This window comes from Microbacterium pollutisoli, assembly GCF_053586795.1.
Map to the genome: position 1 here is coordinate 815,671 of NZ_JBNYWT010000001.1, position 25,954 is coordinate 841,624.

Annotated in this window: 20 protein-coding genes and 1 tRNA gene; 7 read left to right on the forward strand and 14 right to left on the reverse strand. The window is 72.0% G+C overall.

Going from position 1 to position 25,954, the window contains the following annotated elements:
• Window positions 1–39: 39 nt before the first annotated feature.
• The 3 genes from mfd to ACQ143_RS03990 all read right to left on the reverse strand — a co-directional run bounded on the left by mfd (window position 40) and on the right by ACQ143_RS03990 (window position 4,968).
• A complete protein-coding gene (gene mfd, locus ACQ143_RS03980) occupies window positions 40–3,654 on the reverse strand; it encodes a transcription-repair coupling factor (RefSeq protein WP_449569400.1) in 3,615 nt (1,204 codons plus the stop codon).
• 22 nt (window positions 3,655–3,676) lie between these two features.
• Window positions 3,677–4,261: an aminoacyl-tRNA hydrolase gene (pth, locus tag ACQ143_RS03985; protein WP_449569401.1), complete on the reverse strand. Its 585-nt coding sequence runs from the start codon at window positions 4,259–4,261 to the stop codon at window positions 3,677–3,679.
• A 77-nt stretch (window positions 4,262–4,338) separates the two neighbouring features.
• Window positions 4,339–4,968 carry a 50S ribosomal protein L25/general stress protein Ctc gene (locus ACQ143_RS03990; protein ID WP_449569402.1) on the reverse strand — a complete coding sequence of 210 codons (630 nt, stop codon included), beginning with the start codon at window positions 4,966–4,968 and terminating at the stop codon, window positions 4,339–4,341.
• A gap of 211 nt (window positions 4,969–5,179) precedes the next feature.
• Here ACQ143_RS03990 and ACQ143_RS03995 point away from each other — a divergent pair, with 211 nt between their 5' ends.
• Window positions 5,180–5,302 carry a hypothetical protein gene (locus ACQ143_RS03995; protein WP_449569403.1) on the forward strand — a complete coding sequence of 41 codons (123 nt, stop codon included), beginning with the start codon at window positions 5,180–5,182 and terminating at the stop codon, window positions 5,300–5,302.
• 22 nt (window positions 5,303–5,324) lie between these two features.
• Here the strand turns inward: ACQ143_RS03995 and ACQ143_RS04000 are convergent, their stop codons facing one another.
• Window positions 5,325–5,861: a gluconokinase gene (locus ACQ143_RS04000; protein ID WP_449569404.1), complete on the reverse strand. Its 537-nt coding sequence runs from the start codon at window positions 5,859–5,861 to the stop codon at window positions 5,325–5,327.
• 188 nt (window positions 5,862–6,049) lie between these two features.
• Here ACQ143_RS04000 and gndA point away from each other — a divergent pair, with 188 nt between their 5' ends.
• From gndA to ACQ143_RS04025, 5 genes are all read left to right on the forward strand, one after another.
• Window positions 6,050–7,510: an NADP-dependent phosphogluconate dehydrogenase gene (gene gndA / locus ACQ143_RS04005; protein WP_449569405.1), complete on the forward strand. Its 1,461-nt coding sequence runs from the start codon at window positions 6,050–6,052 to the stop codon at window positions 7,508–7,510.
• A gap of 50 nt (window positions 7,511–7,560) precedes the next feature.
• The gene (locus ACQ143_RS04010; RefSeq protein WP_449569406.1) at window positions 7,561–7,983 is read left to right on the forward strand and encodes a VanZ family protein; all 423 of its coding nucleotides are present in this window, start codon (window positions 7,561–7,563) and stop codon (window positions 7,981–7,983) included.
• Window positions 7,980–8,969 carry an SDR family oxidoreductase gene (locus tag ACQ143_RS04015; RefSeq protein ID WP_449569407.1) on the forward strand — a complete coding sequence of 330 codons (990 nt, stop codon included), beginning with the start codon at window positions 7,980–7,982 and terminating at the stop codon, window positions 8,967–8,969. Before ACQ143_RS04010 ends, ACQ143_RS04015 begins: the two co-directional genes overlap by 4 nt.
• Window positions 8,970–9,039: 70 nt before the next feature.
• The gene (locus tag ACQ143_RS04020) at window positions 9,040–9,765 is read left to right on the forward strand and encodes a response regulator transcription factor (protein ID WP_449569408.1); all 726 of its coding nucleotides are present in this window, start codon (window positions 9,040–9,042) and stop codon (window positions 9,763–9,765) included.
• A gap of 137 nt (window positions 9,766–9,902) precedes the next feature.
• Window positions 9,903–11,246, forward strand: a complete 1,344-nt coding sequence (locus tag ACQ143_RS04025) for a sensor histidine kinase (RefSeq protein ID WP_449569589.1) — start codon at window positions 9,903–9,905, stop codon at window positions 11,244–11,246.
• Here the strand turns inward: ACQ143_RS04025 and ACQ143_RS04030 are convergent.
• The 9 genes from ACQ143_RS04030 to ACQ143_RS04070 all read right to left on the reverse strand — a co-directional run bounded on the left by ACQ143_RS04030 (window position 11,240) and on the right by ACQ143_RS04070 (window position 23,434).
• Window positions 11,240–12,733 carry an FAD-dependent oxidoreductase gene (locus tag ACQ143_RS04030; protein WP_449569590.1) on the reverse strand — a complete coding sequence of 498 codons (1,494 nt, stop codon included), beginning with the start codon at window positions 12,731–12,733 and terminating at the stop codon, window positions 11,240–11,242. The two genes, ACQ143_RS04025 and ACQ143_RS04030, sit on opposite strands and share 7 nt — an antisense overlap.
• Before the next feature lie 61 nt (window positions 12,734–12,794).
• Entirely contained in the window at window positions 12,795–13,352 is a 558-nt protein-coding gene (locus ACQ143_RS04035) for an MOSC domain-containing protein (RefSeq protein ID WP_449569409.1), read from the reverse strand.
• A 9-nt stretch (window positions 13,353–13,361) separates the two neighbouring features.
• Entirely contained in the window at window positions 13,362–13,991 is a 630-nt protein-coding gene (locus ACQ143_RS04040) for an FAD:protein FMN transferase (RefSeq protein ID WP_449569410.1), read from the reverse strand.
• A 3-nt stretch (window positions 13,992–13,994) separates the two neighbouring features.
• Window positions 13,995–14,465 carry an FMN-binding protein gene (locus ACQ143_RS04045; RefSeq protein WP_449569411.1) on the reverse strand — a complete coding sequence of 157 codons (471 nt, stop codon included), beginning with the start codon at window positions 14,463–14,465 and terminating at the stop codon, window positions 13,995–13,997.
• A 55-nt stretch (window positions 14,466–14,520) separates the two neighbouring features.
• Window positions 14,521–17,220 carry a cation-translocating P-type ATPase gene (locus ACQ143_RS04050; protein ID WP_449569412.1) on the reverse strand — a complete coding sequence of 900 codons (2,700 nt, stop codon included), beginning with the start codon at window positions 17,218–17,220 and terminating at the stop codon, window positions 14,521–14,523.
• A 9-nt stretch (window positions 17,221–17,229) separates the two neighbouring features.
• Window positions 17,230–18,264 carry a ribose-phosphate diphosphokinase gene (locus ACQ143_RS04055; protein WP_449569413.1) on the reverse strand — a complete coding sequence of 345 codons (1,035 nt, stop codon included), beginning with the start codon at window positions 18,262–18,264 and terminating at the stop codon, window positions 17,230–17,232.
• The gene (gene glmU, locus ACQ143_RS04060) at window positions 18,239–19,711 is read right to left on the reverse strand and encodes a bifunctional UDP-N-acetylglucosamine diphosphorylase/glucosamine-1-phosphate N-acetyltransferase GlmU (RefSeq protein ID WP_449569414.1); all 1,473 of its coding nucleotides are present in this window, start codon (window positions 19,709–19,711) and stop codon (window positions 18,239–18,241) included. Before glmU ends, ACQ143_RS04055 begins: the two co-directional genes overlap by 26 nt.
• Window position 19,712: 1 nt before the next feature.
• Window positions 19,713–19,784, reverse strand: a tRNA-Gln gene (locus ACQ143_RS04065).
• 56 nt (window positions 19,785–19,840) lie between these two features.
• Window positions 19,841–23,434 (reverse strand): glycosyl hydrolase 53 family protein, encoded by a 3,594-nt coding sequence (locus ACQ143_RS04070; protein ID WP_449569415.1) that lies wholly within the window; start codon window positions 23,432–23,434, stop codon window positions 19,841–19,843.
• An 87-nt stretch (window positions 23,435–23,521) separates the two neighbouring features.
• On the opposite strand from ACQ143_RS04070, the gene ACQ143_RS04075 reads away from it, so the two are divergent.
• Window positions 23,522–24,019, forward strand: a complete 498-nt coding sequence (locus ACQ143_RS04075) for a MarR family winged helix-turn-helix transcriptional regulator (protein WP_449569416.1) — start codon at window positions 23,522–23,524, stop codon at window positions 24,017–24,019.
• 27 nt (window positions 24,020–24,046) lie between these two features.
• On the opposite strand, the gene ACQ143_RS04080 is transcribed toward ACQ143_RS04075, so the two are convergent.
• Entirely contained in the window at window positions 24,047–25,885 is a 1,839-nt protein-coding gene (locus tag ACQ143_RS04080) for an ABC-F family ATP-binding cassette domain-containing protein (RefSeq protein WP_449569417.1), read from the reverse strand.
• Window positions 25,886–25,954 lie beyond the last annotated feature (69 nt).

The window sequence follows — 25,954 nt, forward strand, 5'->3', positions numbered from 1 at the left end:
CGGCATCCTTCCGCGAGCACCCCGAAGCGCCCGCGCCGTTCAGTCGGCGGCGGGCGCTTCGGTCTGAGGGGCGGGGAACAGCTGGTCCAGCAGCTGCCCCACCCAGGCGATGAGGTCGGCGTCGACGACCGGCTCTCCCCCGGCGGTCGGCAGCGGCACGACCATCGCGTCGCCGCCGGCCAGCAGCTTGGCCTTGGGGTGCAGACGCCGCAGCCGCACCTGCATCGAGTCGGGCAGGTGCGCGGGCGCGACGCGCAGGTTGGGGCCCATCGCGACCACGTCGGTCAGGCCCGCCTGGGCGGCCCGGCGCCGCAGCCGGGCGACGGCGAACAGCCCCTGCACCTCGGCGGGCGGCTCGCCGTACCGGTCGGTGAGTTCGTCGCGCACCAGATCGATCGCCTCGTCGGCGGCACCCGGCGCGGCCGCAGCCGACAGCTTCTGGTAGGCCTCCAGCCGCAGACGCTCGCTGTCGATGTAGTCCTCGGGGATGCGGGCCTGCACGGGCAGCTCGAGCCGCAGCTCGGCCGGTCCCTCGGCCTCTTCACCGCGGAAGGTGGCGACCGCCTCGCCGATCATGCGCAGGTACAGGTCGAACCCGACCCCGGCGATGTGCCCGGCCTGCTCGGCGCCCAGCAGGTTGCCGGCGCCGCGGATCTCGAGGTCCTTCAGCGCAACCTGCATGCCGCTGCCGAGGTCGTTGTTGACCGCGATCGTCTCGAGACGGTCGGCGGCGGTCTCGCTGAGCGGCTTGTTCTCGTCGTAGAGGAAGTACGCGTAGGCGCGTTCCCGAGCGCGCCCCACGCGGCCGCGCAGCTGGTGCAGCTGGCTGAGCCCGTACTTGTCGGCGCGGTCGATGATGATCGTGTTGGCGTTCGCGATGTCCAGGCCCGTCTCCACGATCGTGGTCGACACCAGCACGTCGGCGCGCCGCTCCCAGAAGTCGTCGACGACCTGTTCCAGGGCGTGCTCGCCCATCTGCCCGTGCGCCACGGCGATGCGCGCCTCGGGCACCAGTTCGGCCAGCTGGGCGGCGACCCGCTGGATCGACTGCACCCGGTTGTGGACGTAGAAGACCTGCCCCTCGCGCAGCAGCTCCCGGCGGATGGCGGCCGCGATCTGCTTGTCGTTGCGGGGGCCGACGTAGGAGAGGATCGGATGCCGGTCTTCGGGCGGCGTCTGCAGCGTGGACATCTCCCGGATGCCGGTGACCGCCATCTCGAGCGTGCGCGGGATGGGGGTGGCGCTCATCGCGAGGATGTCGACGTTGGTCTTGAGCTTCTTCAGCTGGTCCTTGTGCTCGACGCCGAACCGCTGCTCCTCGTCGATGATCATCAGGCCGAGGTCTTTGAAGACGACCTTCTCGGTGAGGATGCGGTGCGTGCCGATGACCATGTCGACAGTGCCGTCGGCCAGCCCCGCGAGCGTGTCCCGGGCCTGCTTGTCGGTCTGGAAGCGCGACAGCGGCCGCACCTTGACCGGGAAGCCCGCGAACCGCTCGGTGAACGTCTCCAGGTGCTGCTTGACCAGCAGCGTCGTCGGCACGAGCATTGCGACCTGCTTGCCATCCTGGATGGCTTTGAACGCGGCGCGCACGGCGACCTCGGTCTTGCCGAAGCCGACATCCCCCGACAGCAGCCGGTCCATGGGGATCGGCTTCTCCATATCGGCTTTGATCTCGTCGATCGTCTGCAGCTGATCCGGCGTCTCCGCGAACGGGAACGCCTCCTCCAACTCCCGCTGCCAGGGCGTGTCGGGGCCGAACGCATGCCCCTTGGCGGCCATGCGTGCCGAGTACAGCTTCACCAGCTCGACGGCGATGTCGCGGACGGCCTTGCGGGCCTTGCCCTTGGCGGCGGCCCAGTCGCTGCCGCCCATCTTCGACAGGGCGGGCGCCTCACCGCCGACGTAGCGCGACAGCAGGTCGAGCTGGTCGGTGGGCACGTACAGCTTGTCGCCCGGGTAGCCGCGCTTGGACGGCGCGTACTCGAGGACCAGATACTCACGGGTGCTCTTGACCGCGTTGCGGCCCCCGGTGGACACCTCACGCTGGGTCAGCTCGACGAACCGGCCGATGCCGTGCGTGGCGTGCACGACGAAATCGCCGGGCTTGAGCTGCAGCGGGTCGACGACGGTCTTGCGGCGGGATGCGAGTTTCTTGACGACGCGCTGGTCGCCGCCGATCGTGCGGCCGTAGAACTCGGTCTCCGTGAGCACGGCGAGCTTCGCGTCGGCGGCCTGGAAGCCGCGCTCGAGACTCGAGACGACGATGTGCGCGACACCCGCCTCGGGGGCCTCGGTGAGTTCGGCGACCGTGCGTGCGGCGATGCCGCGCTCGACGAGCACGTCGCGGGCGCGGTCGACCAGGCCCGCACCGGATGCGGCGACCACCACCCGCCAGCCGTCGCCGAGCAGCGCGCCCACGTGCGCGGTGGCGCCGTCGATGTTGCCCTGGAACGACGGCACCGGCTCAGCAGGCACCCGGACGGTGGCCGACGCCTCCAGCGCCACGTCGACGTCGTCGTCCAGCAGACCCTCGGCGGCCGCGTCGGCCTCACCGGAGTCGAACGCGCTGAGCCGCCACCACACATCGCCGCGGGCGGCCGCGGCGGCGCGCAGCTCGGGGAGGGTGAGGAAGTCGCCGGCGCCCAGGTCGACGGGCGCGCTCGCGCCGGCCGTCGCCGCGCTCCACGCGGCGTCGAGGAATTCACGGTTGGTCTCGCCGAGGGTGAGGGCCCGGGTGACGGCGCGCTCGGGGTCGACCAGTGCGACGGCGGTGGCCTCGGGCAGGTAGTCCGGCAGTGCCACGAGCCGGTCGACGACAGCGGGAAGCAGCGATTCCATACCCTCGACAGGGATGCCCTCGGCCATCTTCTCGAGCATCGTCTGCAGGCCCGGGAAGGCGTCCCGCAGCCGGCGGGCGCGCTCGCGCACCGTGTCGGTGAGCAGCAGCTCGCGGGCCGGCAGCAGCGACACCTCGCGGACCTCGCCGGGCAGCGACCGCTGGTCGGCGACCGAGAACGCGCGGATCTGGTCGACTTCGTCACCGAAGAACTCGACGCGGAACGGATGCGCGGCCCCCGCGGGGAACACGTCCAGGATGCCGCCGCGCACGGCGAACTCGCCGCGGCGAGCGACCATGTCGACCCGGTGGTAGGCCAGTTCCACGAGGCGGGCGGCCACATCGCCGAGCTCATGGCCGCGGCCCCCGACGACCAGGTCGATCGGCGGGATGTCGGTCAGGCCCGCGGCCAGCGGCTGGATGGCGCTGCGCACCGACGCGGTCACCACCAGGGGCGCCCGTCCGTCCCAGCGGGCGATGCGTGCCAGCACGTCCAGACGCACACCGACCGTTTCGGCACTGGGGCTGAGCCGCTCGTGCGGCAGGGTCTCCCAGGCCGGGAAGTGCAGCACTTCGGCGCCCGGCAGCAGGGCGCCCAGCGCCGGTCCCAGCGACTCGGCGCGGCGTCCGGTGGGCGCGATGACCAGCAGGGCGGGCGGATGGCCGGCGGCGCGGCGCCGTTCCAGCAGCGAGGCCAGCAGCGGGGCGTCGAGCCCCTGGACGAGCGAGAAGTCGGCGTCGACGGGGGCCGCGGCGACGGCATCCCGGTACGACTCTGCCTGCTCGAGGGCGCGCAGGATCCCGGGAACTGTCACCGGATGAGTCTACGCCCGACCGTCACGCCCGGGGCGCGTGGTGCTTCTGCTGCGCGGCGATCAGGCCCTCGTCGATCAGCTGCTCGACGGCGTCGGCCGCGTCGCCGACGAGGTGGGCCAGCGGGGTGCGCTGCGAGGCGGCGAACGGCTCGAGCACCCAGTCGGCCGCGTCCTGGCGCCCGGCGGGGCGGCCGATGCCGACCCGCACCCGCGGGAACTCCGGGGTGTTCAGCGCTTTGGCGACGTCGCGCACCCCGTTGTGTCCGCCGTGTCCGCCGCCGATCTTGAGTTTGAGGGTGTCGAACGGGATGTCGAGCTCGTCGTGCACGATCACGATCCGCTCGGCGGGCACGCCGTAGAAGCGGGCGAGCGCAGCGACCGGACCGCCCGAGACGTTCATGAACGAGTTGGGCTTGGCCAGCACGAGCTTCGCGCCGCCCGGCCGCAGCCACGTCTCGGCGACGCGCGCGTTCGTCTTGTGCGAACGCAGCGTCTCACCACGCCGCGCGGCCAGCTCGTCGACGACGAGCTGACCGACGTTGTGGCGGGTCAGCTCGTACCGCGGACCGGGGTTGCCCAGTCCCACCACCAGCCAGGTCTCGGCCACGGTATCCGTCCTTTCCGACGACGAAGCCCGCCGCCACCAGAACAGGCGGCGACGGGCTCCGGACACAGCGTTGTCGCTTACTCGGCGGCCTCTTCGGCGGCAGGCGCCTCGGCCTCTGCCGCGGCGGGCTCGCCCTCGGCCTCGGCGGTCTCGTCCTCCAGGACCGGCGCGGCCGGCACCGTGATGGCGACGATCAGCGTCTCCGGGTCGGTGACCAGCGCGGCACCCTTCGGCAGCGTGAGGTCGCCGGCGAGGATCTGCACGCCCTCTTCGAGACCCTCGACATCGACCTCGATGCTCTCGGGGATGTGGGTGGCCTCGACCTCGAGCGACACGGCCGCGTTGTCGAGGTTGACGATGGTGCCGGAGAACGACTCGCCCACGACGGTGATCGGGACGTCGACGTGGACCTTCTCGCCCTTCTTGACCACGAGCAGGTCGATGTGCTCGATGATCTGACGCACGGGGTCCTTCTGCACGTCCTTGATCAGCGTGAGCTGGGTCTTGCCCTCCAGCTCGAGCTCGAGGACGACGTTGGCGCGACGCACCAGCAGCGAGAGCTGGTGGCCGGGAAGCGCCACGTGGACGGGCTCGGTGCCGTGTCCGTAGACGACAGCGGGGATCTTGCCCGCAGCCCGCAGGCGGCGCGCGTAGCCCTTGCCGAAGCTGTCGCGCAGCTCGGCCTGGACCGTGGTGTCGGTCGACATGATTGTTCTCCTTGCGGGCCGTCACGGCCCAGACGGTGGTCTGTGTCTCGACTCGAACGCGCACGCGTGAGGAGAGCCGTGAAGCCCGCATCACCGCGTCGATCACGGACGTCGTTGCAGACGGCCCTCGCCGAGGTCCCCCCCAGTCTACCAGCGCCCGGCTAGGATGATGAACGTTCCGCTTCGCACCGCCACGCACCGAGGAGTCGCCATGGATTACGGCTGGTTCACACACGTCCTGTTCTGGGCCATCGGCGCGATGGCCGTGGTCGGCGGCGTCACCGCGATCGGCGCGATGTGGTCGATGGGGCGTTCGAACTCCTACAAGGACTGACCGCTCCCCCGAGGCGCCCGCGTCAGCCGCGGTCGCCGAAGTGGTCGACCACCGCGGCGAATGCGCGCGCCACGACGTTGTCGACCGTGTCGTCGATGTCGACCACGACGCCCGCCTCGTCGGTTTCGAGCGGCTCGAGGGTGTTCAGTTGCGATTCCAGCAGCGCGGGAGGCATGAAGTGCCCGGTGCGCGCGGCCATGCGCTGCGACAGCACCCCGACACTCCCCGACAGGTGCACGAAGAACACGTCGCCCCCGGAATGGGTGCGCAGCACGTCGCGGTACCGGCGCCGCAGCGCCGAGCACGCGACCACCGACGGGGTCCGGCCTCGGGTCTCGCGCTCGATGAGCTGGGCGACCCGCCGCAGCCACGGGGCGCGGTCCTGATCGGTGAGCGGCGTGCCGGCCGCCATCTTCGCCAGTGCCTCTTCGGAGTGCAGCGAGTCGGCGTCGGCGTACAGGCCGCCCAGTCGCTCGGCCAACGCAGCCGCGACCGTGGACTTCCCGCACCCGGACACCCCCATCACCACGATGGCGGCGGCACGTTCGGCCGCACTCACCGCGCGTGCACCGTTCGGCGTCCGGTCTCCTCGATGTGCACAGCGTCCTCCTCGGTGGCGGTGGCATCCAGTCTGCCGGTACACCGTCCGTCACATTGCCGACAGGCGCCCGGCGTTGACTACTACTCTGGAATCCGTGCGCCGTGACCGACGGCCACGATCTCCCCATTCCAGCAGAAGGAGTACGTGTGTCTTCGAATACAGACGCCGTTGCCAACATCGGAGTCGTCGGCCTGGCGGTGATGGGCTCGAACCTGGCCCGGAATCTCGCCAGCCGTGAAGGCAACACCGTCGCCGTCTTCAACCGGACGTATGCGAAGACCGAAGAGCTGGTCACCGAGCACCCCGAGGCCGGGTTCGTCCCGGCATCCACCTACGCCGAATTCGCCGCGTCGCTGCAGCGGCCCCGCACCGCGATCATCATGGTCAAGGCCGGACGGGCGACCGACGCGGTCATCGACGAGCTGATGAACGTGTTCGAACCGGGCGACATCATCGTCGACGGCGGCAACGCGCTGTTCACCGACACCATCCGCCGCGAGAAGACCGTGCGCGAGCGCGGCTTCAACTTCGTCGGCATGGGGGTCTCCGGCGGTGAGGAGGGCGCGCTGCTGGGCCCGTCGCTCATGCCCGGCGGCCCCGACGAGTCGTGGGTGACCCTCGGCCCGATCCTGAAGAGCATCGCGGCCGTCGCCGAAGGCGAGCCGTGTGTGACCCACATCGGTCACGACGGCGCCGGCCACTTCGTCAAGATGGTGCACAACGGCATCGAGTACGCCGACATGCAGCTGATCGCCGAGGCGTACGACCTCATCCGTCGCGGCACCGGCAAGACCCCGGCCGAGATCGCGGACATCTTCGCCGAGTGGAACACCGGTGAGCTGGAGTCCTACCTCATCGAGATCACCGCCGAGGTGCTGCGTCAGACCGACGCGGCCACCGGGAAGCCGCTCGTGGACGTCATCGTCGACGAGGCCGGCGCCAAGGGCACCGGCGCCTGGACGGTGCAGACGGCGCTCGATCTGGGCGTGCCGGTCTCGGGCATCGCCGAGGCCACCTTCGCCCGGTCGCTGTCGAGCCACCGCGAGCAGCGCGACGTGTCGGGCGACCTGCCCGGCCCCGCCGACGACGCCTTCTCGGTCGACGACGTCGACGCGTTCATCGAGCAGGTGCGCCGGGCGCTGTACGCGTCGAAGATCGTCGCCTACTCGCAGGGCTTCGACGAGATCCGCGCCGGAGCCGCCCAGTACGGGTGGAACATCGACCTGGGCGCGGTGTCGAAGATCTGGCGCGCCGGGTGCATCATCCGCGCCCAGTTCCTCAACCGCATCGCCGACGCCTACGCCGCCGAGCCCGAACTGCCGGTGCTGCTGACGGCCCCGTACTTCGTCGAGGCGCTCGCACAGGCGCAGGACGCGTGGCGGCACATCGTCGCCACGGCTGCGGGCGCCGGCATCCCCGCCCCCGCGTTCAGCTCGTCGCTGGCCTACTACGACGGCCTGCGCGCCGAGAGGCTTCCCGCCGCCCTCATCCAGGGGCAGCGCGACTTCTTCGGCGCCCACACCTACCGCCGTGTCGATAAGGAGGGCACCTTCCACACGCTGTGGTCGGGTGACCGCTCCGAGGTCGATGCCGAGGACACCCACTGACGACCGCCGCGCTGCGCGTCCGGCGCACGGCCGCACGCATCGTGCTGGCCGTGCTCACCGGTGTGTACCTGTGGGCGGTGGGGTGGATGACGCTGACCGTGCGGCCGTACGGCAGCGACATCGCCTCAGCCCTCGACCGTCTGCTGGCATGGTTCGCACAGCGCCCGTCCACCGCCTGGATCACGTTCGAGCGGGTCGAGTTCGGGGCGAACGTGGCGATGTTCGTGCCGCTGGGCGTGTTCGCGGTGCTGTGGTTCGGGGTGCGCGGATGGTGGACGGCGCCACTGCTGGGCCTGCTGCTCAGCGGCGCCATCGAGGCCGTCCAGCTGCTGTTCCTGCCCAGCCGCTACCCCGACGTCCGCGACCTGGTGGCCAACACGGGCGGGGCCGTGGTGGGGATGCTGATCATGCTGCTGCTGGCCTTCCTGCTGGCACCCGCCCCGCCGCGGCGGGCGGCTAGGGTCGACCCATGACACGCATCCTCTACCTGGGCGGCACCGGCGTGATCAGCACCGCCTGCGTCACCCGGTCGCTCGCCGAAGGTCATGACGTCACCGTCCTCAACCGCGGCTCCCGCCGCCGCGCGCTGCCGGCGGGCGTGCGGGAGGTCGTCGCCGACGTGCACGACAGCACGGCGGTGCGCGCGGCGCTCGGCGACGAGGAGTTCGACGTCGTCGCCCAGTTCGTCGCCTTCACGCCCGACCAGGTCGAGCGCGACCTGGCGGTGTTCGAGGGCCGTGTCGGCCAGTACGTGTTCATCAGCTCGGCATCGGCGTATCAGAAGCCGCCGCAGCGGCTGCCGATCGACGAGTCGACCCCGCTGCGCAACCCGTTCTGGCAGTACTCCCGCGACAAGATCGCGTGCGAGGACGTGCTGACGGCCGCCTACCGGGAGCGCGGGTTCCCGCTGACGATCGTGCGCCCTTCGCACACCTACGACGACACGATGATCCCGACGATGGGCGGGTGGACCGACATCGCGCGGCTGCGCGCCGGCCAGCCCGTCGTGATCCACGGCGACGGGACCACCCCGTGGACCCTCACCCACGCCGACGACTTCGCCGTGGGGTTCACCGGCCTGCTGGGGCACCCGGGCGCGATCGGCGAGGCGTACACGCTGACGGGCACCCACGCCCCCTCGTGGAACCAGATCTACCGCTGGCTGGCGGATGCCGCGGGCGTGCCCGAGCCGGACTTCGTGCACGTGGCATCCGACACCATCGCGGTGCACGCCCCCGAACTCGGCCCCGGACTGGTCGGCGACAAGGCGCACCCGGGTCTGTTCGACACCGGCAAGCTGCGCGCGCTGGTGCCGCAGATGCGCACCACGGTGACCTTCGACGAGGGCGCGCGGCGGATCATCGCGCACTATGACGTGCACCCGGACGCCCAGCGGGTGGACCCCGCCCGCGACGCGGCCTTCGACCGGATCGTCGCGCACGCGCGGGCGACCCGGTGACCGGCAGACTCACAGCACGGGCATAGCCGACGCCATAGCGATCTCACAGCGAGCACACGACAATGGAGGCATGCCCTCCTCGCCTGCCCTTCAGCGTCCGGACGGCACGCCGCTGCGCGTGCTCGTCGTCGACGACGAGCAGATGCTCACCGACCTGCTGTCGATGGCGTTGCGCATGGAGGGCTGGGACGTGCACACGGCCGGCTCGGGCTTCGAGGCGCTGGAGCGGGCCGCCGAGTTCCGCCCCGACGCGGTCGTGCTCGACATCATGATGCCCGATCTCGACGGCATGAGCGTGCTGCACCGGCTGCGGCATGCCGGCAACGATGTGCCGGTGCTGTTCCTCACCGCGAAGGACGGTGTCGCCGACCGGGTGGCCGGGCTCACCGCCGGCGGGGACGACTACGTCACCAAACCGTTCAGCCTCGAAGAGGTCGTCGCGCGGCTGCGCGGCCTGATGCGGCGCGCCGGCACGGCGACCTCGGGCGAGGACGACCCGATCCTGCGGGTGGGTGACCTCACCCTCAACGAGGACTCGCACGAGGTGGAGCGCGCCGGCGCCCAGATCGAGCTGACGGCCACCGAGTTCGAGCTGCTGCGCTACCTCATGCGCAACCCGCGGCGCGTGCTGTCGAAGGCGCAGATCCTCGACCGGGTGTGGAGCTACGACTTCGGCGGGCGCTCCAGCGTCGTGGAGCTGTACATCTCGTACCTGCGCAAGAAGATCGACGCCGGCCGGGAGCCGCTCATCCACACCGTGCGCGGCGTCGGCTACATGATCAAAGCACCCCAGTGACCGCAGCCGTCGACACCCCGACGTCGCGACCGCGGCGCCGGTGGAGCCTGCAGACCCGGCTGATCATCACCGTGGTGTCGTTCGTCTCGCTCATCGTGATCACGGTGGGCCTCGCGACCGGGGCGATCCTGCGCACGATGATGGCCGGAGGCCTCGACGCGCAGGTGCGGGCCGCCGCCGCCACCGTCGAAGTGCACCTGACGGCGACCGCCCAGGACGTGCTGTCGCAGGGATGGCAGGAGCCGGGCACGCTGCTGGTGACGCGCACCCTCGTGAACACCACCGGTGCCGTCGTCGGGCCGGACGGCCGGGTGGAAGTGCTCTCCCGCGAGGAGGTGGCCGATGTGCTCGGCGTCGTCACCCGCGACGGCATCTCGACGCTGACGGTGCCCGGCCGCGGCGAGTACCGGGTCAAGGTCGAGCTGCAGCGCGCCGGGTTCTTCACCGTGGTGGGGCTGCCGACGTCGGAGCTGACCCAGACGGTGCGCCAGATCATCACGACCGTGGCGCTGCTGACCGTCGGCGGGCTGCTGGTGCTGGCCGCCGTCATCGCCACCCTCATCCGCCACTCGCTGCAGCCTCTGCGCGCCGTCGCCGACACCGCCACCCGGGTGGCGACGCTGCCGATGGCCGAGGGTGCGGTGTCGATCCCCGAGCGGGTCCCGGCGCGCGAGGCCGACGACCGTACCGAGATCGGCCGGGTGGGTGCGGCGCTGAACACCCTGCTCGACCACGTCGACGCGTCGCTGTCGGCCCGGCAGCGCAACGAGGAGCGGATGCGGGCGTTCGTCGCCGATGCCAGTCATGAACTGCGCACTCCCCTGGCATCCATCCGCGGATATTCCGAACTCTCCCTGCGGGCGCTGGCGCAGGCGGACGCCGCCACGGCTGCGGAGACGACGGCCCAGTCGCTGGAGCGCATCCAGGCGCAGTCCCTGCGGATGACCGCCCTGGTGGAGGACCTCCTGCTGCTGGCCCGCCTCGACGAGGGCACCGAGCTGACCTACGAGTCGGTCGACCTGACGCGGCTCGTGGTCGACGCGGTCGCCGATGCGCGCGTCGCCGGCCGCGACCACGAGTGGGCACTGGATGTCGGCGACGAGCCGGTCGTCGTCGCCGGTGACAGTGCGCGGCTGCAGCAGGTGGTCGCGAACCTGCTCACCAACGCTCGGGTGCACACCCCGGCGGGCACGCAGGTCACCGTGGACGTGGTGCGCGACGGCACGCAGGCGGTGGTGCGTGTCCACGACGACGGCCCGGGCATCGACCCCGCCATCGCCGACTCGCTGTTCGAGCGCTTCGCCCGCGCCGATGCGTCCCGGGCCCGCAAGACGGGCGGCACGGGGCTGGGGCTGTCGATCGCGCAGGCGATCGTGGCCGGTCACGACGGTACCCTCACCGTCACCAGCGTTCCCGGCTCGACGACGTTCGAGGTGCGGCTGCCGGCGCGACCGCCCGAGCCGGACGCGCCGGCTCAGTAACCCGAGAACGCGTCGGTCGTGATCGAGCGGGCGCGCTCCAGTGCCGGTGACAGATCGGCGATGAGCCCGGGCGGGCCCGAGATGTACGCGTGGCGCGTGGCGATGTCGGGCACGACCTGCAGGAGCCCGTCGGCGTCCAGCCGCACGCCGCGCGCCCAGCGCCAGTGCGCGGGCAGGCTCGCCGGCTCGTCCCGCGTGAACACGATGACAGGGATGCCGGCCGCCTCCAGGTCGGTGCGGAACGCCAGCTCGCCGGCGTCCGCGGCGACGTAGACGAACACCACGTCGCGCTTCTGGTCGGCCAGGCGCAGGTGCCGCAGCTGCGACACGAACGGGGTGACGCCGATGCCCGCGGCCACCATCAACACCGGCGCGTCGGCCCGGCCCGGCAGCACGAAGTCGCCCCACACGCCGGTGACCGCCAGTTCGGTGCCCGGTTCGAGCGCTGCGAGCGCCTTCTTGTACGTGGACTGCGACCCCTCGCGCAGGGCGATCTTCACCACCGGCAGCTCTTCCGGGGCCGACACGATGCTGAACTCCCGCCGCGTGCCGCGGGCGTCGGGGTGCGGGTGCGGCACCTCGAGCTCGAGGTACTGCCCGGCGGCGAAGCGGAACCGGCGCTCGGCGCGGAAGCTCAGTTCCCGCACGGTCGGCGTGAGCTCCTCGCGGCCCAGCAGCACGAGGCGCACGGCGGTGCGCAGCGAGAACACCACGGCGACCAGGTTGCCCACCAGCAGGGCCCGCTCCTGCCCGAGGCTCACCTCCCCCAGGACGATGGGCCAGCCGGCGAGCACGCCCACGACGGCGGCCACGACGAACTGCTGCCAGCGGCGCGGCGGCAGCGTCAGCGGCTCCGACAGCATGAAGGCGCCCAGGAACAGGAACGGGGACGACCACAGGACCTGCCAGAGCACCGGCCCCAATTCGAACGCGAACCCGGCGCTGCGGTACTGCACCGTGGCGTGGACGACCGACACGGCCACCGCGATCACCACGAACACCGCCACCACCCGCACCTTCTCGGTGCGCAGCAGCACGATCAGTCCGGCGACGACTACCGGGACGGCCAGATACGGCGTGCCCACCCACCACGACGAGGCGCCCAGGTCGGGCAGCCAGATGCTGAGGACGGTGACGACGGTGGCACCCACGGCGGCGGGGTTGAACACATGACGCCCCTGCCAGGCCAGCACCACCTTCGACACGGACGCGGCCACGGCGGCGACCGCCAGACCGACCAGACCCCACAGCTCGACAGTCGGCCGCAGCACGAACAGGAGGATCAGCGCCGTGATCAGCGTCGCCTCCCAGCGCCAGGCCGTGCGCAGGATGCGGTGCGTGATCACGTCGGTCAGGCCGCCGGCCGCCGCCAGCACGGCGACCGCGGCGAGAAGCTCGCCGGGGTGGGGGCCGACGAGCCCGGCGACCGACAGGGCGAGGGCGACCACGGCCAGCGCGACCAGGGCGAGGAGCACGAGCCGGTACATCGACACCCGGCCGACCACCGCGAACGCGCGGTTCCACCAGGAGGTCCAGGTGACCGGCACGTCACACCACCTCCAGCGGGTGGTGCGCACCGGCAGGGGGCGTCACCCGCACCGGGTCGCCCGGGTGTACGACGCCGCCGGCGACGACGATCGACATGACCCCGGCCAGGCGCACGGTGGTGCCCGTGTCGTCGACGTGGACGAGTTCCTTCATCAGCCCGGGCGACAGTCCGTTGATCTGGGCGCAGGGGTTGCGAAGACCCGTGAGCTCGACGACGGCGTGCTCGCCCAGGGCCAGCCGTGTGCCGCGCGGGAGCGCCAGCAGGTCGATGCCGGAGGTGGTGATGTTCTCGCCCAGCCCGCCCGGTTCCACGCGGTGTCCGCGCCGGGCCATCTCGGCGAACAGCTCGGCGTGGATGAGGTGCACCTGGCGCAGGTTCGGCGCGGTCGGGTCCCGCCGCACGCGGGACCGGTGCTGCACGGTGGTGCCGGCGTGGGCGTCGCCGTCGACACCGATGCCTTCGATGAGGGTGATCGACGAGCGGGTCGGCTTGGTGAAGCGATGGGCGTCGTCGCGGGCCACGGCGACGACCTTTCCGGCGGCAGACGTCTCGGTCACCGTTCCACGCTACTGGGTCGTGAACAGCTCGGCCGGGCAGCCCGGCGACCATTCCAGGCGCCCGTCGGTGGTCATCCGAACCCATGCCACGCCTGACCGGGCGGCCAGGGCCGGGCCGCCGTCGAAGAACAGGGCGGTGGCGAGCCCGTCGGCCCACATGGCCGTCTCGGCGACCGCCCACGTCGCGGCGATCGTGCGCACCGGGTGCCCGGTGCGGGCGTCGAGCACGTGATGCAGCCCGTCGCCCCACGCGCGACGGTTGACCGCCGAGGCGCACAGCGCCGCATCGGTCACCTCCCAGACGCCGACGGCGCGTCGGGGGTCGAACGGGTGCTCCAGCGCGGATGCCAGGGAGTCGCCGATCAGCGGATTCACGGCACCGCCGGTGGCGTCACTGAGCGCGGCGAACGCGTCGAGCATGGCGGTCGCGTCGACGGGCGCCGGCACCGTACCCGGCTGCCGCGCGAGCGCCCGGACGAGTGAGTCGCCGCGGAACCGCGACCAGGTCGCATCGAACGTCTCGACGAGCGCGGTGATCCGCGCCCGGGCAGCCGGCGTAAGCGGCGTCGCGGTGTCGATCCGCCACCGGGTGCCGATCGCGTCGAACCGCCAGGTGGCATCGGCCGGTTGCGCGGTCACGCGTCACTGTGCCGCTTCGGCGCGGATCGCCTCGAGGGCCTCGTGGAACCCGCCGCTGGTCAGGGAGGAGCCGGCGACGCGGCTGACCTGCAGCTGGTCGATGTCCTCGCCCACGACGATGTCGGCGATGCCGCCGATGAACTCGCCCTGGTGCTGCCTCGACTCGCGGGTCTGCGGGTCGCCGACCACCTCGACGGCGGTGACGATGTCGTCGGCGAGCGTCACCGTGACGGTGATCTGCTCGAGCGTCTCGGGCGTGCGGTAGACGCCCTGTGCGGTGTAGGTGCCGTCGGCGTAGTCGCCGGTGCCGCCGCCGGCCGGTGCACTGCCGGGGGCGTCCGGGGGCGCGGCGTCCGGTTCGTCGCCGGCGGGCGGGTCGGCGGGGCCGGCGCAGCCGGCGAGGGTGAACGCCGCGGCGAGGCCGAGCGCGGCCGCGCCGGTGCGCAGCTGCCGGCGCGCGGACGGGGTGGTCATCGGCAGTCCTCCCGGGGATGTGGACCGGTGTGGGCCTTCATCCTGACGGTGCGCGCTATGAGCCGCCTGCGAACGTGCGGCGGCGGAAGGCTTTGAGCACCTCGACGGCGAGGAAGACGGCGACCGAGAACGCGAGCGGCAGCAGCCAGGCGGTGACGCTCAGCGGGCGGGAGTCGAACAGGCCGTGGAACCACGGGACGTAGGTGTAGAGGACCTGCAGCACCAGCAGCGCGAGGGCCGACAACCACACCGCCGGGTTGCCGCGCAGCACGTCGACGGTCAGACTCGACCGCCCCAGGAACCGGCAGTTGAACAGGTAGGCCAGCTGTCCGAGCGCCAGCATGAGCACGGCCTCGGTGCGCGCCGTCTCCAGGTCGTGGCCGGCGGCCAGCGCGAGCGAGAAGACCGCGAGGGTGGCACCGCCGATCAGCAGCGACACGACGAGCACGAAGCCCAGTTCGCGCAGGTTGATGATCGACCCGCCCGCTCCTCGCGGCGGCCGGTCCATGATGCCGCGTTCGGCGGGTTCGTAGGCCAGCGCGAGCGACAGCGTGAGCGCGGTGATCATGTTCACCCACAGCACCTGCACCGGGGTCAGCGGCAGGGTGAAGCCGAAGACGACGGCCACGAGGATCACCAGGGACTGGGCGCCGTTGGTGGGCAGCAGGAACACGACCGACTTGCGCAGGTTGTCGTAGATGCGCCGGCCTTCGCGGATAGCGCTGCGGATCGTCGCGAAGTTGTCGTCGGCGAGCACGATCTCCGCCGCTTCCTTCGTCGCCTCGGTGCCCTTGATGCCCATCGCGACGCCCACGTCGGCGCGGGTGAGCGCCGGAGCGTCGTTGACACCGTCACCGGTCATGGCGACGACCTCGCCGCGCGACTGCAGGGCGCGGACGATGCGGATCTTGTGCTCCGGGCTCGTGCGCGCATACACGTCGACGTCCGGCGCGACGGCCTTCAGCTCCTCCTGCGTGAGCTGTTCGAGCTCGGTGCCGGTCAGCACCTGCGCGTCGCCGTCGGGGACCAGGCCCATCTCCCGGCTGATCGACAGCGCCGTCCCGGCGTGGTCCCCGGTGATCATCTTGACCTTGATACCGGCACGGTGGCAGTCGGCGATCGCGTCGATGGCCTCGGGCCGCGGCGGGTCGAGGATTCCCCACAGGCCGAGGAACTCCAGATCGACCAGTGAGTCGACGGTCACGTCCTCGGCGCGGGTGGGTTTGCGCGCGGCGGCCAGCACGCGCAGCCCCTGACCGCTGAGTTCGTCGATCGCCGCGGACCAGAACACGCGGTCGAGCGGTTCGGCGCCGTCCGCGCCCCGCTGCGTGAGCGCCCGCTCCAGGAGGCGGTCCGGCGCCCCCTTGACGAGGATGGCGCGTGCCCCCTCGCGCGACTCGTGCAGGGTCGCCATGAACTTGTTCGCGGAGTCGAACGGCACCGCCGCGCGGCGCACCATGCCGTCGTCGCGCGCGCCGCCCTTCATCGCGACCACCTTGAGCGCGCCTTCGGTGGGCTCGCCGACGAGCGTCCAGCCGTCGGTGGCCGCGTCCCGCACGATGTGCGCGTCGTTGCAGAGGGTGGCGACCGCCAGCAGCGCCGACAGGTCGTCGCCCGGCGCCGCGCCGTCGGCGGCGGTGATCGTGCCGGCCGGGTCGTAGCCGAGGCCGGTGACGTCGTAGGCGGCGACCGGGGTGATGATGCGCCGCACCGTCATCTCGTTCTTGGTCAGCGTGCCGGTCTTGTCGGAGCAGACCGTCGTGACCGAGCCGAGCGCCTCGACGGCGGGAAGCTTGCGGGTGATGGCCTTGCGCCGCGCCATCTGCTGCACCCCGATGGCGAGGGTGATGGTCACCAGGGCCGGCAGGCCCTCGGGGATGGCGGCGACGGCGAAACCGATCGCGGCCGAGATGAGCTCGGCGAAGGGCATCCCGTGCAGGTAGCGGCCGATCAGCAGCATGACGGCGGCCATGCCGAGGATCACGAGCGTGAGCACTTTGCCGAATGCGGCCAGCTGCTTGGTCAGCGGCGTGTCCAGCGAGCCGGCCTCGCCCACCAGCGCTTGGATCTTGCCGATCTCGGTGCGGGCGCCGGTGCCGGTCACGATGCCGCGACCCTGGCCGGCGGCGACGATGGTGCCCGAGTACGCCATCGAGGTGCGGTCGCCGATGCCGGCATCGTCCGCGACCGGGGCGACATCCTTCGACGACGGCACCGACTCCCCCGTCAGCGCCGCCTCCTCGATGCGCAGCTGCAGCGCCTCGGTCAGCCGCAGGTCGGCGGGCACCTTGTCGCCCGGCGTGAGCCGCACCACGTCGCCGGGCACGAGGTCGGCGGCCGGGACCGTCGCCCACGCGCCGTCGCGGAGCGCACCCGCCTCGCTGGAGAGCATGCCGCGGATGCCGGCGAGCGCCTTCTCGGCGCGCCCCTCCTGCACGAAGCCGATGATCGCGTTGATGACGGCCACGGCCATGATCACCGAGAAGTCGAGCCAGTCGCCCATGACCGCCTTGATGGCGGCCGCGCCCAGCAGGATGTAGATCAGGGTGTCGTTGAAGTGCGTGAGGAAGCGCCGCCATGCGGGCAGCCGTTCGGGCTCGGGGAGCACGTTGGGCCCTGCCACGGCGAGCCGCTCGGCGGCCTCCGCCGTGGTCAGCCCGGCGGGTGAGACGCCGAGCGCCTGTGCGACGGCGTCAGTGCCGAGGGCGTGAGGCCGCTCGACATCCAGGGGGGTGTCGGTCGCGGGCCCGGTCATCGCCGTCTCTCAGGCCGCCCCGTCGAACATGCTGGTGACCGATCCGTCTTCGAACACTTCCTTGATCGCCCGGGCCAGCAGGGGCGCGATGGGCAGCACCGTCAGGGCGGCGAAGCGCTTCTCGGCCGGCAGCGGAATGGTGTCGGTCACCACGACCTCGTCGATCGCGGCATCCTGCAGCCGCTCGACGGCGGGGTCGCTGAAGATCGCGTGGGTCGCGGCCACGATGACGCGCTCGGCGCCGTTGGCCTTCAGCGCCTGCGCAGCCTTGACGATCGTGCCGCCGGTGTCGATCATGTCGTCCACGAGCAGACACACCCGGCCGGCCACGTCACCGACGATCTCGTTGACGGTGACCTGGTTGGCCACGTTCGGGTCGCGCCGCTTGTGGATGATCGCCAGCGGCGCGCCGAGGCTGTCCGACCACTGGTCGGCGACACGCACGCGGCCGGTGTCGGGCGAGACGACGGTCAGCTTCGCGCGGTCGTCGTCGCTCAGGGTCTGCTGGAAGTGCTCCAGCAGGACGGGCTTGGCGAACAGGTGGTCGACGGGCCCGTCGAAGAAGCCCTGGATCTGCGCGGCGTGCAGGTCGACGCTCATGACCCGGTCGGCCCCGGCGGTCTTGAACAGGTCGGCGACCAGGCGGGCGCTGATCGGCTCCCGGCCGCGGCCCTTCTTGTCCTGACGCGAGTACGGGTAGTACGGAGCGACCACGGTGATGCGCTTCGCGGAGGCGCGCTTGGCGGCATCCAGCATGATGAGCGTCTCCATGAGCCACTCGTTGACCGGCGGGCCGAACGACTGGATGATGAACGCGTCGCAACCGCGGATGGAGACCTCGAACCGGGTGAGCATCTCACCCGAGGCGAAGGTGCGGTGCTCGGTGGGCACCAGTTCGGTGCCCAGGGCCGCAGCGACCTCGGCCGACAGCTCGGGGTGCGAGCTGCCCGAGGCGACGACCAGCCGCTTCTTCGTCTTGGCCACCAGGCCCGGTGCGATGCCGCGCGCCGCGTCGAGGTCAGTGTGCTTCTTCTTGCGACCCATCGTCCGCCTTCTGTGCAGACCGAGCACGGGTGGCGGCCTCGGCAGCACCTGTTCCCGGTCGGTTCTTCTCGACCCACCCCTCGATGTTGCGCTGGGGTGCGACGCTCAGTGCCAGCGCGCCGGCGGGGACGTCCTTGCGGACGACCGCTCCGGCGCCGGTTTTCGCGCCATCTCCGATCCTAACGGGCGCGACGAACACGTTGTGCGAGCCGGAGTGCACCTCGTCGCCGATCTCGGTGCGGTGCTTGGCCAGATCGTCGTAGTTGGCGGTGATGGCGCCGGCGCCGATGTTGACGTGGCGGCCGATCGTCGTGTCGCCGATGTACGACAGGTGCGGCACCTTGCTGCCCTCGCCGATGGTGGAGTTCTTGGTCTCGACGAACGTGCCGATCTTGCCGCCGGCGGCCAGGCGGGTGCCCGGGCGCAGGTAGGCGAACGGGCCGACGCTCGCGCCGGCGCCGATGACGGCGAGCGTGGCGTCGGCGCGGCGCACGGTGGCGCCCGCGCCGACTTCGCAGTCCTCCAGGGTCGTGTCGGGGCCGATCGTGGCCCCGGCGGCGACGGTCGTGGCGCGCAGGATGTGCGTGTTGGGCAGCACCGTGACGTCGGGGGCGAGGGTGGCCGTCACGTCGATCCAGGTGGTGGCCGGGTCCTGGATCGTGACACCTTCGAGCTGCCAGCGGCGCACGGTGCGGGCGTTGAGGAGCCGGCCCGCCTCGGCCAACTGTGCCCGATCGTTGACCCCGAGGGTCAGGGCGACGTCGTCGACGAGGGAGGCCGCGACGGCACGCGCGTCGGAGCGCAGCAGCCCGATGACGTCGGTCAGGTACTTCTCCCCCTGCGCGTTGTCGGTGCCCACCCGGGCCAGCTGCGTGCGCAGGTCGGTCGCGCGGAAGACGTAGACACCGGCGTTGATCTCGGTGACGGCGGCCTCGGCGGCGCTGGCATCCTTCTGCTCGACGATGCGGGCCACGCCGCCGTCGGTGTCGCGGATGATGCGCCCGTACCCGGCAGGGTCGTCCACGACGGCGCTGAGCAGGGTGGCGGCCGCGGCCCGGGCCCGGTGGTCGGCGACGAGGGCGGCGAGGGTGGTGTGGTCCAGCAGCGGCACGTCGCCGGAGAGGACGAGCACGTCGCCGGCGAACTCGCCGAGGTGGTCGAGGGCGACTTCCACGGCGCGGCCGGTGCCGGGGATCTCATCCTGGTCGACGACGACGACCTCCGGCGACACGCCGAGCACGGCGTCGGCGACCTGGTCCCGCTCGTGGCGGACGACGACGACCACGTGGGCGGGCGCGAGGTCCCGGGCCGTGTCGAGCACGTGGCCCACGAGCGGTCGGCCGCCGATGCGGTGCAGCACCTTCGGCAGCGCCGACTTCATGCGCGTGCCCTGACCGGCCGCGAGGATCACGACGGCGAGCGAGGTGTCGAATGTGGTGTTCGTCATGCTCCGCCGCCAGGACTCGAACCTAGACCTCACAGCTCCAAAGGCTGTCGTGCTGCCATTACACCACGGCGGACCGCGACCGGATCGGGCCGCCCGTCAAGTCTGCCACGCCTGCCGGGGCGCTCCGTGTCACCGCGTCACGCGCACCGCCAGTTCGGTGCCGGCGGTGACCCCGGCGGCGTTGACGAACTCGACGACGTAGCGGTGCGTGCCGACGGCGGCGCCGACCACGTCCAGGCGCGCGGTCTGGGCCCGGGGCGTGTCCGCGGTCAACTCGCCCTCGGCCACGAGCACCCCGTCCTCGTAGAACCGGTAGGCGGTCGCGTTGGTGCCCCACCACAGGTTCGCGGTCACGGTGTAGCGCCCGTCGCGGTCGTGGTTGTCGTGGCTGAGCACGGGCACTCCCGGCGCCGCGTCGGTGACCGTCACCGTCAGCGGCGCGGTCTCGGTCTCGCCCTGCGTGTTGGCGAGCACGGCGGTGTATCGGTACGTGCCGTCGGTGCGCCCGGAGATCGGGATGGCGGCCCGCTGCGCGCGGATGCCGTCGTAGGTCAGCGGCACGGCGGTCAGGAACACGCCGTTCTCGTACAGCCGCAGCGAGGACGCGTTGGACCCCCACCACAGGTTCATCGTGATCGTGTAGTCGCCGTCCTTCAGGCCCGTGTCCCACCCGTTGTCGTGCGAGAGCACGCCGCGGGCCGGCGCGGCGGTGGCGGTGTCGGCGTCTCGGGCGACGAGGGCCGCCTCGGTCTCGGCGACGAGCCGCAGCGCGTCGGTGATGAGGGCCTGTTGCGGCCAGGCGGCGGCGAGCACGATCCGCGCCGTCTCGAGGGCGGGCGCGACGCGGGCGAAGGATGCCGGGGTGTACGCGTCGGGGTCGTGCGCGGCCAGGGCGTCGACGGCCGAGGCGAGGTCGGTCGTGTCGACCGGGGTGCCGGCACGGGCCAGCCGCACCTCGTCGACCGTGCCCCATGCTCCGGCGGAAAGGGCGGCCTCGAGCGCGACGGTGACCTCGCCGCCGGCATCGACCGCGAACGGCGCGGTCGTGGCGGTGTCGAAGGCCTGCCAGCCGGTGAGGGTGAGGTCGGCGGCGGTCGTGCCGGCGTCGGTGGTCGCCCGCACGCGGAGGGTGTCGGCGGCGCCGGTGTCGCCGCCCTGCGCGGTCGCCGACAGCGTGTAGGTGCCCGCGGGGACGCCGGTCAGCTGCTGCGAGACGGTGAACGCGTACGGGCTGTCCGACCAGAAGCTCACGGCGCGCTGTCCCGCGGCGGCATCTCCGGTTGCGCCGATCTGCGCGCCGCTGCCGGTGATCGACCACGCGGTGGCGTCGGGGTCTTCGAAGCCGGGGTCGATGACCCACTGGCGTGCGGTGACGGTGACGGTGGCGTGGGCGGTGAGCCCGCCGGCGGTGGTGCCGGTGAGGGCGTATTCGCCGGCGCCGGTGATCCAGCCGGCCGCGTCCGACCAGGTGACCGCGGCGGTGTCGACGGTGCCGTTCCAGGCGACGACGTCGACTTCGTCCGGCAGCGTGAGCGGGTCGCCCTCGACGGTGGTGACGGTGACGGGGACGACGGTGGATGCCGGGGCGGGGCCGGTCAGCTCCAGCGCCGCCATCGCGGCCTGCAGCCGGGTCAACGCGGCATCCATATGAGCGGCGGCGGGCGCGGCCGAGGCGAGGACCACGTCGGCGATCTCAAGCGCCGCGTCGAGGGCGGCGGCCGAGTCGGCCGTGATGATGTCACGGTCGATCGCGTCCGCTCGGGTGACGGCGGCCTGCAGCGCGGAGGTGTCGGCCCCGTCGGCGGCGCGGGTGACGACGATGTCGTCGAGCGTTCCCCACGCTTCGGCCGGCAGGTCGGCGCTGATCGTGACGGTCGCGGTCCCGCCGGCCGGCACGGCCACGGCATCCGTGGTCGGTGTCGCCCAGTTGCGCCAGCCGTTCAGGGCGACCGGCGCCGAGGCCTCGGCGTCGCCGGCGGTCAGGGTGATCGTGACCGTGCCGGTCTCGCCCTCCCCATCGCCCTGCGCGGCGACCGACGCGGTGTACTCGCCGGCTGCCAGTCCGGTCAGCTGCTGGGTGAGCGTGAACGCGAAGGGCGCTGCCGAGTAGAAGTGCGCCGAGCGCTCCCCGCTGTGCGGATCGTCGGTGGCCCGCAGCCGCAGCACGTCGCCGGTGGTCTGCCACATGCTGACGTCGACGTCTTCGAAGCCCGGGTTGGCGACCGCGTTGACGGCCAGGACGGTGACGGTCGCCGTCGTGTCGTGGCCGCCGGCGGTGACCCCGGAGACGCGATAGGCGCCCGGGCCCGACATGAAGTCGGCGGCCTCGGACCAGGTGACCGCCTCGGCGGCGGTCGACCCGTCGTTGTAGGTGAGCTGCACGGTGGCCGGCAGCGTGACCGGCTCGCCGTCGACGACGGTGATCGTCGGATTCTCGACGGCGGTGACCTCGAGCGGGGCGGTGGCGCCGGTGCGGGCGTAGGCGAAGACGCTGAGCGACTCGAGCGGCGTGCCGGAGGGGGCGAACAGGGCCTGGTTGTCCCACGCGGATCCGCCGAACCATACTCCCGCGTCCTCGGGGTCGTACTCGGCGGCGTAGCTGGTGGCCCAGCCCGAGCCGTCGCGCTCCCAGAGCAGCTTGTTCTGCGCGAGCTGGTCGGGCGGCCCCACCGGAAGCCAGGCCGGCTCCCAGTAGTACACGCCGATGCCGGCGTCGCCCACGTCCACGACGGCCTGGATGACGTCGCGCACGGCGGTGGCCTGCCCCTGCACGCTCACCGGGTACCGGGTGGCCTCGCTGGGCAGGTCGATCGTGTTCCCGTGCCCGTCGGCATCGTCGAGGGTGTACGCCCAGCTGGTCTCGGCGACGATCACCTGCTTGTCGTAGGTGTCGGCGACGTCGGTGAGCACAGCCGTCAGGTTCTCGAGGGTGCCGTGCCAGTACGGGTAGTACGAGGAGGCGAACACGTCGTAGTCGACGCCGGCCGCCGCCAGGTTCGCGGCGTAGGTGGCGTACCGGCCGGTGCTCTCGGGGTTGGTGACGTGCACGGCCACGAGCGCGTCGGGCAGGGCCTCGCGCACCCCCTCGGCACCGGCGGCCAGCACCTGGCCCATGGCGGGCCAGCCGGTCACCCCGGCCACGCCGTTGTTGGTCTCGTTGCCGACCTGCACCATCCGCACGTCGACGCCCGCGGCGGCGAATCGCCCGAGCGCGTCGACGGTGAACTGCTTCACGGCCGCGGCGGTCTCCGCCGTCGACAGGCCCTCCCACGCCTTCGGGGCCTGCTGCTTGCCGGGGTCCGCCCAGAAGTCCGAGTAGTGGAAGTCGACGAGCACACGCAGCCCGGCGGCGGTGGCCCGTTGCCCGATCTCGACGGCGCGGTCGACGTCGACGTCGCCGCCGCCGTAGCCGTGCCCGTCGGCATTGAAGGGGTCGTTCCACACCCGGACGCGCACGTCGGTGATCTCATGGTCGGCGAGCACGTCGAACAGGTCTGCGGGCGCTCCGGTCTCGTCGCGGAACACGACGCCGGATTCTTCGAGCGACAGCACCGACGACACATCGACGCCGTTGATGAAGTCGGCGGGCAGGTTCTCGACCTTGTGCACGACGATCCCGGCCTCGACCGGGGGCTCGTCGGCAGCGGCGGGCGCCGCCAGGGCGCTCAGGGAGAGGGCGGCGATCGCGGCCAGGGCTGCCGAGCGCAGGGAACGTGCGCGCATGGGTCGATCTCCTTCGATCGAATGGGCTGTTACCGGTCACAGTAACAGGCGGCCACGGCGTGCGCCAGAGCCCGGGATAATCGATGCATGGCGCCCCCGCATGACGAAGTCGACCGGATCCTCGAAGCCTGGGTCGGCGAGCGCCCCGACCTCGACTTCTCCCCCCTGGAGGTCCTCTCGCGGGTCGACCGGCTCTCGCGGCACCTCGACCGTGCCCGCCGGGAGGCGTTCCGGCGCAGTGACCTCGAGGCGTGGGAGTGGGACGTGCTGTCGGCGCTGCGGCGCGCCGGCGAGCCCTATCGGCTGAGCCCCAAGCAGCTGCTGCAGCAGACGCTCGTCTCCAGCGGCACGATGACCAACCGCATCGACCGCCTCGTCGGCCGTCGCCTCGTGCGGCGCGAGGCCGACCCCAGTGACGGGCGCAGCGTGCTGGTCGTGCTCACCGACGACGGCCGCACCCGGGTGGACGCCGCGATCACGCGTCTCGTGGACGCCGAGGCCGCGCTGCTCGAAGGGCTGTCGCGCGCAGACCGCGAGCGCCTCGCGGGGCTGCTGCGCAAGCTCAGCCTCAGTTTCGGCGGCTGACCCGCACTGTCGCCCGGGTCGGCGACATCAGGCCTCGAGGGCCTCCCCCAGTTCGAGCCACTGCAGCTCGAGGTCGTCGCGCTCGGCCTCGAGCTCGCCGATCACGCGCATCTTCTCGCCGAGCCCGACGTAGTCGCCCTGGTCGTGGTCGGCCAGCGCCACGCGGTGCCGATCGATCTGGCCGGTGAGCTTCTCGATGCGGCGGTCCAGGGAGGCCAGTTCCTTCTCGGCCGCGCGGCGCTCGGCGCCGCTGAGCGCGGGGGCCCCGGCATCCGTTCCACCGGTCGCACCGCGGTCCAACCGTGCGGCACCGTCGTCGGCCTGCCGCGTGCGGGCGGCCTGGCGCAGGCGCAGGTACTCGTCGACGCCGCCGGGCAGGTGGCGCAGGTGGCCGTCGAGGATGGCGTACTGCTGGTCGGTGACCCGCTCCATGAAGTACCGGTCGTGGGAGACGACCAGCAGCGTGCCGGCCCACGAGTCGAGCAGCTCCTCGACGGCGGCGAGCATGTCGGTGTCGAGGTCGTTGGTGGGCTCGTCGAGGATCAGCACGTTCGGCTGGTCGAGGAGCACCAGCAGCAGCTGCAGCCGCCGCTTCTGCCCGCCGGAAAGGTCCTTCACGGGCGTCGACAGCTGTGCCGACGCGAAGCCCATGCGCTCGAGCAGCTGCCCCGGGGTCAGCTCCGTGGCCTTGGACCCGGTGCCGAACGTGTAGCTGGTGCGCAGCCGCGAGACGACGACACGCACCGGTTCGTCGAGGTGCGGATCGAGCTCGTCCATGCGCTGGGTGAGCACCGCGACCTTGACGGTCTTCCCGCGTTTGACCCGGCCGGAGGTGGGTTCGACGGTGCCGGCGATCAGCCCCAGCAGCGTGGACTTGCCGGCGCCGTTGACGCCGAGGATGCCGGTGCGCTCGCCCGGGGCGATGCGCCACTCGACGCCGCGCAGCACCTCGCGCGCCGGCTCGTCACCGACGGCGGGGTAGGTGACCCCGGCATCCAGCAGGTCGACCACGTCCTTGCCCAGGCGGGAGACGGCCAGGGAGGTGAGCGAGACCTTGTCGCGCAGTTCGGGCACGTCGGCGATGAGCTCGTTGGCCGCGTCGATGCGGAACTTCGGCTTCGAGGTGCGGGCGGGGGCGCCGCGGCGGAGCCACGCCAGTTCCTTGCGCGCGAGGTTCTGCCGACGCTGCTCGATGACGGCGGCCTGCCGGTCACGCTCGACGCGCTGCAGGATGTAGGCGGCATAGCCGCCCTCGAAGGGCTCGACGATGCGGTCGTGCACCTCCCAGGTGCGCGTGCACACCTCGTCGAGGAACCAGCGGTCGTGGGTGACCACCAGCAGCGCGCCGGTGGTGGGCGACCAGCGGCGTTTGAGGTGGGCGGCCAGCCACGCGATCGCCTCGACGTCGAGGTGGTTGGTCGGCTCGTCCAGGGCCAGCACGTCCCAGTCCCCGGCCAGGAGCTTGGCCAGGGCGACGCGGCGGCGCTGGCCGCCGGAAAGCGTGCTCAGCCGCGCGTCCGGGTCGAGGTCGCCGACCAGTCCCGACAGCACGTCGCGGACCGCGGCGTCGCCGGCCCATTCGTGCTCGGGCCGGTCGCCGACGATCGTGTGCCGCACCGTGCCGTCGTCGTCGAGCACGTCGGCCTGGTCGAGCATGCCGATGCGCACGCCGCCGCGGACGGTCACGCGGCCCGAGTCCGGTTCGCGGCGCCCGGCGAGCATCGCCATCAGGCTCGACTTGCCGTCACCGTTGCGGCCGACGATGCCGATGCGGTCGCCCTCGTCGACGCCGAGCGAGACGCCGTCGAAGACGACTTTGGTCGGGTATTCCAGGTGCAGGGCCTCGGCCCCCAGCAGATGTGCCATATCCCTCCGAGCGTAGTCGCCCGGCCGCGGGTGTCCGCCCGTTCCGCCCACGGCGTGGACCGCCGACGG